Raw genomic sequence first — 10,376 nt, 5'->3', positions numbered from 1 at the left:
AAAAGCAATTACACCAGAAATTGAATTCGCGTGAACGTATTAAAAGTATGTATGTGAAGGAAGTAATTACAGAAGAAGAAATGCTTAAAGATATGAAAAAAGTGAATCAGGAAGCCAATGAGTTAAAATTACGAATTGCCGAGATGAAAATGGATTTGGAACGTCAGAAAGCTACTTTAACAAAGGCTGATATAGCAGACATTATGAGCGGAATAAAGAGCTTGTTTCAGGATAACCTGTTTACGTTTGAAGAAAAACAAAAGCTCGTCGACCTACTTATTGATGATATTCGGATTGATTCCACATCGGACGTAATTCAGATTGCGATAAAAGGTCCACTTGACGTTATTGCTTCACGTTCACATCGTCAAGAAATTTGAAAACACAGGTGAAGATGCAGAGGATTTAATTTCAATTGGGACAATTGGCTTAATTAAAGGAATTGAAAGTTATTCTCAAAGTAAAGGAACAAAGCTAGCAACTTATGCTGCCAGGTGTATTGAAAATGAAATTTTAATGCATTTACGCGCGTTAAAGAAGACAAAGAAGGATGTTTCTTTACATGATCCAATTGGGCAGGATAAGGAAGGAAATGAAATTTCATTAATTGACATATTAAAATCGGAGTCAGACGATGTAATCGATACGATTCAGCTGAGTATGGAGCTTGAAAAGATACGTGAGTTTATTGATATACTAGATGAACGGGAAAAAGAAGTAATTGTAAATCGCTTCGGGCTTGGCATGGATAAAGAAAAAACGCAACGCGAAATTGCTAAGGCATTAGGAATATCACGTAGCTATGTCTCTAGAATTGAGAAGCGCGCGTTAATGAAGATGTTTCATGAATTTGTTCGTTCCGAAAAAGAAAGAAAGGGCAGACGTGAAGGATAATAGCGGGGCATTTGTTTGGAAGCGAGCTGTAAGATTGCATCTCGTTATGGAGTTAAAGTGTGTTTTCGAATATAATAATAAGTATTCAGCATTTTTGTGTAAAGAATATATTTGATGAGGTGACTCCCGTAGGGTCACCTCCATTTATGAATGTTAGATTAGGAGGATAGATCATTGTTGCAAGCTTTGTATCGATTGTTCATTGAATTGACAAATGGTCGGTTTACTTCATATGTGTTAAGAAAGTTTTCACAGTCCAGTTTGAGTTCTTTTGTGATTCCATCATATGCGCGTACGTACCATATTAATCAAGAGGAAATGGAAAAGGATTTGCGCAGCTATGGAACATTACATGAATTATTTACAAGACGCTTAAAGGATGGCATGCGACAAATTGATTCCTCTCCTACTACTATTATTAGTCCTGTAGATGGGGTGCTGGAAGACTATGGTCGCATAACAAAAGATAGAGACTTTATTATTAAAGGCAAGCATTACTCTGTTAGGGAGATGCTAGGAAATGAAGAAAGAGCACAACGTTACAAGGATGGAACGTTTTTTGTGCTCTATTTAAGTCCGAGCCATTATCATCGCATTCATAGTCCTCTATCTGGTCAAGTGCTAGAACGCTATTCATTAGGGAAAAAATCGTATCCGGTGAATCGACTAGGTATGAAGTATGGGAAAGAACCGTTAAGTAAAAATTATCGTATGATAACTGAAATAAGTTGTGAAGGAAAGCAGGCTGCCATTGTGAAAGTCGGTGCAATGTTTGTAAATAGCATTGAACTGTTGCATGAACATGATTTTCTGCGAAAAGGCGAAGAAATGGCCTACTTTACTTTTGGTTCTACCGTCGTCCTTCTTTTTGAAGAGGGGATGGTAAACGCTACTTCCTCTATTCAGAAAGGACAAGCTGTAGTTGTAGGACAGATAATTGCACAGGTATTGTAGGAAAAGGTTGTAAAGAACATGTATTTGTGGTAGAAAGAAAGATGTTCCTTTGTATAGTAGAGTGTAGTTACTTAGTACCAGCGGATTTATATATGGGTTAAATAGGATTGTTGCTGCTTGTCCTTTAATGATCGACGAAGCATTTCTTGTTTCATAAGGAGAATAAACTCAGGATTTAAATTTAATTCTTTTGCTTTATAATAAGACTCAGTCAGCAACTCGTCTGAAAGTTTTTCCATACTTCCTGCCACGTAGGCAACTCACCTCCAAGTAAGGAATTATGATTTGTTCTGATATGAATGTACCAAAAAATTCCTTTTAGTACAAATGTTTGGTTATCCACATGTCTGCGTGGATAACCTGTTAAGTAAATGTGTGTAACACGGTTTTCCTGTTATTTGGTAGGGGTGGAAAATGTGTACAATGTTATCCACAAGTAGTGATGAAAAAAATGCTGTCGAAACATTTCCTTATTTTTCTAGTTCTATCCGTAGTTTGGTTATAAATCCGCAGTACTTGCGATCATACATATAGGATAAGAAAGTGGAGGACATGACGAATTTCGTCATGCACTGGGAAACATGGATAGCATTACTGCATCCTAATTTCTCATAGAAGAGGTGGTACCATGTTAAAATTATTTTTACCAAACGAATTTGTAAAGGATGTTTATGAAATTTCACCAGAAAAATTAAAGCAACGTGGTGTGAAAGGGATTATTACAGATTTAGATAACACATTAATTGAGTGGAATCGTCCAAATGCAACGCCGAAGCTTATCGAGTGGTTAACTAGTATGCGTGACAATGACATTAAGGTAACAATTATTTCTAATAATAAAGAAGAACGCGTGAAATTATTTTCAGATCCGCTACAGCTTCCATTCATTCATCGGGCACGAAAACCTTTATTAACGGCATTTCAACGTGCGCTGCGAAAGATGGATATAAAACCAGATGAAGTGGTTGTGATAGGTGATCAACTGCTAACAGATATACTCGGTGGAAATCGACTGAAGCTATATACAATTCTCGTCGTTCCCGTTGCGAATTCAGATGGTTGGTCTACTCGATTTAATCGAGTGATTGAGAAACGGATATTGAATCGTTTAAAACGACAAGGTTATATTGAGTGGGAGGAATTGTGATTGGAAGAAGTATTAAAATGTATAGGCTGTGGTGCAGTTATTCAAACAGAACATCCTGAAGAAATTGGGTATGCACCTCCTTCTTCTTTAGAAAAAGAAAATGTAGTTTGTATGCGTTGCTTTCGTCTAAAGCATTACAATGAAATACAGGATGTTTCGCTAACAGATGATGATTTTCTTCGCATTTTACATGGAATTGGGGAGAGTAATGCACTTGTCATAAAAATTGTAGATATTTTCGATTTTAACGGGAGTTGGTTGCCAGGCCTGCAACGATTTGTAGGTAACAATCCCGTGCTTTTAGTTGGAAATAAAGTAGATTTACTTCCTAAATCAGTAAAACGTCAGAAGCTTATTCATTGGATGAAATATAGTGCGAAGCAACTGGGATTAAAACCGGTAGATGTGTTTGCAATTAGTGCGGAAACGGGAAATGGTGTAGATGAATTAGCACAAGCTATTGAGACGTATCGCGTAGGAAGAGATGTATATGTAGTAGGATGTACAAATGTTGGTAAATCAACCTTTATCAATCGTATGATAAAAGATTTTGGAGATGTAAAGGAAAATGTCATAACAACCTCTCATTTTCCAGGAACAACTCTTGATCTAATCGACATTCCCTTAGATGAAACATCGTCACTATACGATACACCAGGAATTATTAATCATCACCAAATGGCACATTATGTGAACAAAAAGAGTTTAAAAATGATTACGCCTTCGAAAGAAGTGAAAGCAAAGATTTTTCAAGTGAATGAACAACAAACATTATACTTTGGCGGCATGGCTCGATTTGATTATTTGAGCGGAGGAAGACGTTCCTTTGTTTGCTATATATCAAATGCAGTCAACATACATCGCACGAAGCTTGAAAATGCAGATGATTTATATGCAAAGCATCTAGGGGAGCTTCTGAGTCCACCAATGCCAGAAGAGGTTGCTACTTTTCCAGAGCTAGTAAGACATGAATTTGTTATTCATGAGCCGAAAATGGATGTTGTCATTTCGGGATTAGGTTGGATTACAATCAATGAACCTGGGGCAAAAATTGCGATTCATGTTCCGAAGGGTGTTAGTGCTTCTATACGGAAATCTTTAATTTAAAGGCGGGGTAGAGTATGAAATTATACGGTGTTATTGGGAATCCAATTGGTCATTCTTTATCACCAGATATGCACAATGATGCATTTTCTTCCATGCAAATCGATGCTCATTATCATGCTTTCCGAATAGAAGAGGATAAGCTTCTTGATGCGGTAAAGGGATTTCGGGCAATGGAAATATCAGGTTTCAATGTGACGATTCCCCATAAAGTTGCAATCATGGAACATCTCGATAGCATTGATGAGCTAGCCAAACAAATTGGCGCAGTTAACACCGTTATAAATCGAAACGGAAAGCTGGTCGGGTATAATACGGATGGTGCAGGATATGTACGTGCTTTGGAATCAATCGCATCGGATTCATTAATGAATAAACGGGTTCTGCTTCTAGGTGCTGGCGGAGCATGTCGTGCCATTTTCTTTACGCTTGCATCGAAGGGTATCACGCAAATTGATATTGCAAATCGAACGGTTTCCCGTGCGGAAGACTTAATTAAATCTTGTAAGTATCATACATGTAGTCATGCTGTAACGATGGAAGAAGCATTTCAACAACAACACACATACGATATTATTGTAAATACGACTTCGGTTGGGATGTATCCGAATGTAGATGAAACACCGCTTTCTATTCAACGAGTTCGAGAAGGCGCAATCGTTTCTGATATTATTTACAATCCGAGGGAAACCATGTTTTTAACAGAAGCGAAACGGGCTGGAGCCATTGTTCAAAATGGAATCGATATGTTCGTGTATCAGGGGGCATTGGCGTTTCAATTATGGACGGGAACATGGCCGAATGTAGAACGAATGAAAAAACTCGTTATAACAAAACTTGGAGGATAACACATGTTAACAGGAAAACAAAAACGATTTTTACGCGCACAGGCTCATCATCTATCACCTATTTTTCAGGTAGGAAAAGGTGGCGTAAATGAAAATATGGTAAAACAAATTGGGGAAGCTTTGGAAGTACGTGAATTGATAAAAATTAGTGTTTTACAAAATTGTGAATATGATCGTCATGAAGTTGCAGAAGAATTAGCAACATCAACACAAGCTGAGCTTGTCCAAGTTATTGGTGGCAGTATTGTACTTTACAAAGAATCAACCGAGCATAAGCAAATTACATTGCCATGAATAGAATCGGGATTATCGGTGGAACGTTCGACCCACCGCATAACGGTCATCTTCTCATAGCCAATGAAGCATATCATGCTCTGCAATTGGATGAAATTTGGTTCATGCCGAACAAAATACCTCCGCATAAGCTGGAAAAGGATGTTGCTAGCACCATGCATCGTGTGGAAATGTTAAAGCTGGCCATTGACCATGAACCGCATTTCTCGATTTGTCTAATTGAATTAGAAAGGCAAGGACCATCTTACACGTATGATACTGTGATACAATTAAAGAAAAACTATCCGGAAAAACAGTTTTATTTTATTATTGGCGGAGATATGGTAGAGTATTTGCCAAAATGGTTTAAAATTGATGAATTGCTTGAGCTTATTCAATTTGTTGGAGTTACAAGACCTGGATATTCTCTTCAAACTCCTTATAATATTAAAGAACTAGAAATACCGGAATTTGCTGTATCTTCTTCTTTTATTCGTGACCGATTTTCTTCTGGGGGAACGACAAAATATTTGGTGCCTAAGAAGGTGCAAACTTATATTGAGAGGAATGGATTATATGGAGCGGGAGCAAGCGTTAGCAATCGTGCGTAAACAGATGTATGAGAAACGATATGTTCATACAGTCGGTGTTATGGAAACTGCTATCCTATTGGCCGAGCAATATGGGGAAGATCCGAAAAAAGCAGAGATGGCGGCCATTTTTCACGATTATGCGAAATGTAGACCGATTCATGAAATGGAAGAAATTATTATACGTGAACATATGTCTCCTGATTTACTGGACTATAATAAAGAGCTTTGGCACGCACCAGTTGGGGCTTATCTTGTTTCGAAGGAAGTAGGTATTTCGGATGCCGCTATCCTTCAGGCAATTACGTACCATACGAGTGGACATGAACATATGACGTTGCTTGACAAAATAATATGGCTGGCTGATTATATTGAACCAGGACGAAAGTTTGAAGGTGTTGAAGAAGTTCGAACACTAGCAAAAGAAGATATAAACAAAGCGTTATTACAGGCATTGAAAAATACAATTTTCTTTTTAATGGAGCGGAATCAAAGAATTTATCCATTAACAGTGGCAACGTATAACGCAATACTCAAGGAGGAATGTACTGGATGAATGAACATGAATTATTAAATGTGGTAGCGAAAGCTGCTGAAGATAAAAAAGCAGAAGATATCGTAGCATTAAATATGAAAGGAGTCTCTCCTTTTACAGATTACTTTGTTATTTGCCAAGCGAATTCTGATAAACAAGTTCAAGCTATTGCGCGGGAAATGAAGGAAAAAGTGTACGAGAACGGGTATGAAGTAAAGCATATGGAAGGGTTTGATGAAGGCCGCTGGGTATTAGTTGATATGGGAGAGGTTGTGGCTCATATCTTCCATCGTGAAGAACGTAGCTATTATAACTTAGAACGTTTATGGGGCGATGTGCCACGTGTAGACATCTTGGAAGAAATAGAGAGATGAGATACGAACAATTTGCTTTATTGTATGATGAACTGATGAATGATATTCCCTATGAGAAATGGATCCAGTATATAGAAGCAAAAAAGCAAGAGGCTTCTATTTTTGGTAACAGCTTACTTGATGTCGGATGCGGGACAGGCAATATCGCATTGCCACTCGTAAAAAAGGGATACAATGTAACAGGTGTGGATCTTTCAGAAGAAATGCTAACAATTGCACAGCACAAGCTTGCTGAGTTCTCGGTACCTTTATTTATGCAAGATATGAGGGAGCTTGAATTGCCTGAGCAGTATGATATGATTACTATATTTTGCGACTCGTTAAATTATGTAACAGATGAAGAAGGTGTAAAGCAAACCTTTAAGCGTATCCATCATTACTTAAAAGATGAAGGGTTGTTTTTGTTTGATGTGCATTCCTTGTATAAGATTCATAATGTGTTTGAAAACGAGACATTTACGATAAATGAGGAACAGATTGCTCTCATTTGGAATTGCTTTCCTGGGGAAATGAAAGATTCGATTGAACATGAATTAACATTTTTTGTAAAAGAACCGAATGAGGAATCCTTTGTTCGCTTTGAAGAGTTTCATGTGCAACGAGCATATGAAGTTGCCCGTTTAAAAACTTGGCTAGAAGAAGCAGGCTTTTCCATTATGAGCATAACAGATTTAGAAATGAACCCTGTTACAGAGCAAACAGAACGGATATTTTTTGCTGCTCGAAAGAAATAATTTTATTAATCATTAACAAGGGAATGAAACACACAGGTTTCATTCCTTTTTCTATGTTTCTTTTTAAATTTATAAAATGCCTTATTCATAACAGAAAAAAAGTACATGCAAAACGTCCATACATAAGCAGCATTTGTATCTTTTCCTTTAATTTGCACGAAAAGGATATGGTCACAATAGGTCGAACATGAACATTAGGATTTCTTAAATTGTTTCTGTATTTCAAGCTTATCTTCTTCATATTTTGTTTGCGTGCGCTGGAAAAGATGATTGAACATATCCCCTAGTTCGTTTTCCATAATTTGAATTCCTTCGCCCGTAATACCACCTTTCACACAAACCTGCTGCTGCAGAGAGGGGAGTGAAAAATAATTTTTTTCTAACAAAGTGCCCATCCCGATTAGCATTCCACTTGCAAGTTCTGTTGCTTGCTCATGTGTGATTTTGGTTTCACACACCGCAGCGTGTATAAATTGCTGAAGTAAATAGCTAAAGAATGCTGGTCCGCAGCTTACAATGTCCGAAGCAACTCTTGTCACCTCTTCTTCAATTTCAACAGGTGTAGAAATCGATTGAAATAGTGTATAAATAATGGTCCGCCAATGCTCACTGCAGGAATGACCAAACGTACAGAGTGAAATACCTGATAATGCTCGGTTTGTTATACTGGGGATAACACGAGCTACGTTGGCTGCTACTACAGATTGTATTTGTTCTACATCTACGGGACTCGTTATGGAAACTAAACATTTTTCTTTCGTGAATAAATCCGCATGTTGATGGAGAATCGGATATATCTCAAGAGGCTTCACACAAATTAAAATGAAATCACTACGGATAATTAGTTCTTTAATAGACGCTGCAATATGAATGGAAGGATGTTTCTCTTTCAAGTGAAATGCTTTAGTCGCAGTACGATTAATTATTGTGAAACAGGAAGGATTCACGGCATGAGCTTCCACAAATGCATCGACTAAGAGGGTACCCATATTTCCTGTTCCTATCACTCCTATGTTCAATATTACATCCCCTCCTTCCTAACGGTTTTCTCCTAAACAATATGAAGAGAATCGCTACTTTATGAATGAAATGAAAAGGAGTGCATGAGAATCGAAAAGGTAAAAAAGTGGGGAATCCTACTATGTGTTATTGGTGTTCTTTTTAGTATGTTTTATTGGAATACAAATGGTGCTAAGACACAACCACCGCCCGCTAAATCGATTGAATCAGAAAAAGTAACGAAAAAAAGCGAGGAAGTGAAATCAGAAAGTATTGTCATTGATATTAAAGGAGCGGTAAAGTCTGAAGGTGTCTATGAAATGTCACAAGGAGATCGTGTAAAAAAGGCGATAGAGAAGGCAGGTGGATTTTCAAATGATGCAGATGTGAAGAAAATAAACTTAGCTCAATATGTACAAGATCAGATGCTTCTATATGTGCCTCATGTTGGCGAACAAGGGGGAGTAGCACAAGAGCAGCAAGGGAAGAAGAAAGTAGCAATCAATCTAGCGACAAAGGAAGAAATTGAAACCATAGTTGGTATTGGTCCTACAAAGGCGGAGAGTATCATTCGTTATAGAGAGCAGAAAGGTCCATTTAAGAAATTAGAAGATTTACTAGAGGTTGATGGAATTGGTGAAAAATCTCTGGAAAAAATGAAAGAGGAAATTATTGTACCATAATGGATTGACGATGTTTCCGATTAATAGGTAAACTTAAAGAAAAAGATAAGGCGGGAATGAAATGGAGCGAATTTCTTGGGATCAATATTTTATGACACAAAGTTATGTTTTATCATTACGAAGCACATGTACAAGATTAACGGTAGGGGCTACGATTGTACGAGATAAACGAATTATCGCAGGTGGATATAATGGGTCCATAACAGGCGGGGTGCATTGCATTGACGAAGGCTGCTATGTTATTGACAATCACTGCGTGCGAACGATTCATGCGGAAATGAATGCTTTGTTACAATGTGCAAAATTTGGTGTGAAAACGGATGGGGCAGAAATATATGTAACTCATTACCCTTGCTTACCATGCTGTAAGGCGATTATTCAAAGTGGTATTTCAGCTGTCTATTATGCAGAAGATTATAAAAACCATCCTTATGCAAGCCAATTATATGAACAAGCAAATGTGAAAGTACGTAAAGTGCCATTGGAATATACAATTGCATCCTTGGAACAAGTGGAGCAGTTTAATCAACTCAAACAATTACTTGAATCTAATGAAGTAGGAAATGAACAAGAAGCGTTTGCATTACTACAACAAGCAAAGAAACTTACTAAGAATGCAGAATAGACAGTAAGCAGAGTTCTAGTGAACAATCTGATAAAAGGATGGATGACTATTGCACGGACAGTGGGGGTATGTTGCAATAGGGGTTATTATCGCGATTTGTGCTGCTCATTTTCATTTTTCATCTTTTTGTTTTGTAGCTATTGTCAGTTATGGTATGTTTGCTTTTTTTATGTTACAAAGGCGAATGTTTATTGTTTGTATGTTTGGTTTTTTCTTGACTTATATGTATATGAATGATGTTGAAAAGAGAAATGTAACCCATCTCACTCCTTCCCTTTCTCAGTTTATTGGGAAAGTGGATGCGTCGCCGCAAATAGATGGAGATGTTATGTCGCTACTCGTGAAAACGGAGCAAGATGAAATGCTACGATTGACCTATACTTTTTCTTCGAAGGAAGAAAAGGATTCATGGACATTTCTTCAACCAGGAACTATTTGTACCTTCGTAGGTAAGCTTGAGGAACCAGCTAAAGTGCGAAATGAGGGGGCTTTTAACTACAAGGAGTATTTGTATCATCAGCGTATTCACTACCTGTTTCGTGCCTCCTCTCTCACCTCCTGTAATGTAGAAAGGATAAGCTTTTTTCATTGGTTGTTTTCTATTCGTCAATCATCT

The 10,376-nt window shown here is 37.5% G+C and carries 15 protein-coding genes and 1 pseudogene; 14 read left to right on the top strand and 2 right to left on the bottom strand.

The features are described 5' to 3' along the window. From AC11ZT_RS06515 to AC11ZT_RS06505, 3 genes and pseudogenes are all read left to right on the top strand, one after another. On the top strand, positions 1–380 hold a 380-nt coding region (locus AC11ZT_RS06515), incomplete at its 5' end, for a hypothetical protein (protein ID WP_484058819.1). Next, positions 346–894, top strand: a pseudogene (sigK, locus tag AC11ZT_RS06510) (RNA polymerase sporulation sigma factor SigK); the annotation flags it as partial. The gene AC11ZT_RS06515 and the pseudogene sigK, both read left to right, overlap by 35 nt. A 174-nt stretch (positions 895–1,068) precedes the next feature. After that, positions 1,069–1,848, top strand: coding sequence for a phosphatidylserine decarboxylase (locus AC11ZT_RS06505; protein ID WP_484058818.1), 780 nt, complete (start codon positions 1,069–1,071; stop codon positions 1,846–1,848). 86 nt (positions 1,849–1,934) lie between these two features. Here the strand turns inward: AC11ZT_RS06505 and AC11ZT_RS06500 are convergent, their stop codons facing one another. Beyond that, a complete protein-coding gene (locus AC11ZT_RS06500; RefSeq protein ID WP_484058820.1) occupies positions 1,935–2,087 on the bottom strand; it encodes a sporulation histidine kinase inhibitor Sda in 153 nt (50 codons plus the stop codon). Positions 2,088–2,476: 389 nt separating this feature from the next. Here AC11ZT_RS06500 and AC11ZT_RS06495 point away from each other — a divergent pair, with 389 nt between their 5' ends. The 8 genes from AC11ZT_RS06495 to AC11ZT_RS06460 are packed head-to-tail and all read left to right on the top strand — an operon-like array spanning position 2,477 to position 7,453. Further along, on the top strand, positions 2,477–2,995 hold the full coding sequence (locus AC11ZT_RS06495) for a YqeG family HAD IIIA-type phosphatase (protein ID WP_484058817.1): 519 nt from the start codon (positions 2,477–2,479) through the stop codon (positions 2,993–2,995). Continuing rightward, positions 2,996–4,102 (top strand): ribosome biogenesis GTPase YqeH, encoded by a 1,107-nt coding sequence (gene yqeH / locus AC11ZT_RS06490; RefSeq protein ID WP_484058816.1) that lies wholly within the window; start codon positions 2,996–2,998, stop codon positions 4,100–4,102. Between the two features lie 14 nt (positions 4,103–4,116). Then, complete coding sequence (gene aroE, locus AC11ZT_RS06485; RefSeq protein WP_484058815.1) at positions 4,117–4,947, top strand: shikimate dehydrogenase; 831 nt, start codon at positions 4,117–4,119, stop codon at positions 4,945–4,947. Between the two features lie 3 nt (positions 4,948–4,950). Then, complete coding sequence (gene yhbY, locus AC11ZT_RS06480; protein WP_379966084.1) at positions 4,951–5,241, top strand: ribosome assembly RNA-binding protein YhbY; 291 nt, start codon at positions 4,951–4,953, stop codon at positions 5,239–5,241. Then, a complete protein-coding gene (locus AC11ZT_RS06475) occupies positions 5,238–5,831 on the top strand; it encodes a nicotinate-nucleotide adenylyltransferase (protein WP_484058814.1) in 594 nt (197 codons plus the stop codon). The genes yhbY and AC11ZT_RS06475 overlap by 4 nt, the downstream gene beginning before the upstream one ends. Further along, positions 5,797–6,366 (top strand): bis(5'-nucleosyl)-tetraphosphatase (symmetrical) YqeK, encoded by a 570-nt coding sequence (yqeK, locus tag AC11ZT_RS06470; protein WP_484058813.1) that lies wholly within the window; start codon positions 5,797–5,799, stop codon positions 6,364–6,366. Before AC11ZT_RS06475 ends, yqeK begins: the two co-directional genes overlap by 35 nt. Beyond that, on the top strand, positions 6,363–6,719 hold the full coding sequence (gene rsfS, locus AC11ZT_RS06465; protein ID WP_484058812.1) for a ribosome silencing factor: 357 nt from the start codon (positions 6,363–6,365) through the stop codon (positions 6,717–6,719). The genes yqeK and rsfS overlap by 4 nt, the downstream gene beginning before the upstream one ends. Next, entirely contained in the window at positions 6,716–7,453 is a 738-nt protein-coding gene (locus AC11ZT_RS06460) for a class I SAM-dependent DNA methyltransferase (protein WP_484058811.1), read from the top strand. The genes rsfS and AC11ZT_RS06460 overlap by 4 nt, the downstream gene beginning before the upstream one ends. Positions 7,454–7,647: 194 nt before the next feature. Here the strand turns inward: AC11ZT_RS06460 and comER are convergent, their stop codons facing one another. Further along, positions 7,648–8,472 (bottom strand): late competence protein ComER, encoded by an 825-nt coding sequence (comER, locus tag AC11ZT_RS06455; protein WP_484058810.1) that lies wholly within the window; start codon positions 8,470–8,472, stop codon positions 7,648–7,650. Positions 8,473–8,556: 84 nt separating this feature from the next. On the opposite strand from comER, the gene AC11ZT_RS06450 reads away from it, so the two are divergent. The 3 genes from AC11ZT_RS06450 to AC11ZT_RS06440 form a co-directional block, all read left to right on the top strand. Then, positions 8,557–9,135 carry a helix-hairpin-helix domain-containing protein gene (locus AC11ZT_RS06450; RefSeq protein WP_484058809.1) on the top strand — a complete coding sequence of 193 codons (579 nt, stop codon included), beginning with the start codon at positions 8,557–8,559 and terminating at the stop codon, positions 9,133–9,135. 61 nt (positions 9,136–9,196) lie between these two features. After that, positions 9,197–9,760: a ComE operon protein 2 gene (locus AC11ZT_RS06445; RefSeq protein ID WP_484058808.1), complete on the top strand. Its 564-nt coding sequence runs from the start codon at positions 9,197–9,199 to the stop codon at positions 9,758–9,760. Positions 9,761–9,809: 49 nt separating this feature from the next. Continuing rightward, on the top strand, positions 9,810–10,376 hold a 567-nt coding region (locus AC11ZT_RS06440; protein ID WP_484058807.1), incomplete at its 3' end, for a ComEC/Rec2 family competence protein.

This window comes from Ectobacillus sp. (assembly GCF_056992975.1).
Note: the sequence above shows the minus strand (reverse complement) of the source record. Positions and strands in the feature narration are given on the sequence as shown.

What these genes read in the sequence shown, in the direction of transcription:
- AC11ZT_RS06500 (WP_484058820.1), bottom strand. Translation starts at nt 2,087, where the DNA reads ATGGAAAAACTTTCAGACGAGTTGCTGACTGAGTCTTATTATAAAGCA.
- AC11ZT_RS06495 (WP_484058817.1), top strand. Translation starts at nt 2,477, where the DNA reads ATGTTAAAATTATTTTTACCAAACGAATTTGTAAAGGATGTTTATGAA.
- aroE (WP_484058815.1), top strand. Translation starts at nt 4,117, where the DNA reads ATGAAATTATACGGTGTTATTGGGAATCCAATTGGTCATTCTTTATCA.
- yhbY (WP_379966084.1), top strand. Translation starts at nt 4,951, where the DNA reads ATGTTAACAGGAAAACAAAAACGATTTTTACGCGCACAGGCTCATCAT.
- AC11ZT_RS06475 (WP_484058814.1), top strand. Translation starts at nt 5,238, where the DNA reads ATGAATAGAATCGGGATTATCGGTGGAACGTTCGACCCACCGCATAAC.
- yqeK (WP_484058813.1), top strand. Translation starts at nt 5,797, where the DNA reads ATGGAGCGGGAGCAAGCGTTAGCAATCGTGCGTAAACAGATGTATGAG.
- rsfS (WP_484058812.1), top strand. Translation starts at nt 6,363, where the DNA reads ATGAATGAACATGAATTATTAAATGTGGTAGCGAAAGCTGCTGAAGAT.
- AC11ZT_RS06460 (WP_484058811.1), top strand. Translation starts at nt 6,716, where the DNA reads ATGAGATACGAACAATTTGCTTTATTGTATGATGAACTGATGAATGAT.
- AC11ZT_RS06450 (WP_484058809.1), top strand. Translation starts at nt 8,557, where the DNA reads ATGAGAATCGAAAAGGTAAAAAAGTGGGGAATCCTACTATGTGTTATT.
- AC11ZT_RS06445 (WP_484058808.1), top strand. Translation starts at nt 9,197, where the DNA reads ATGGAGCGAATTTCTTGGGATCAATATTTTATGACACAAAGTTATGTT.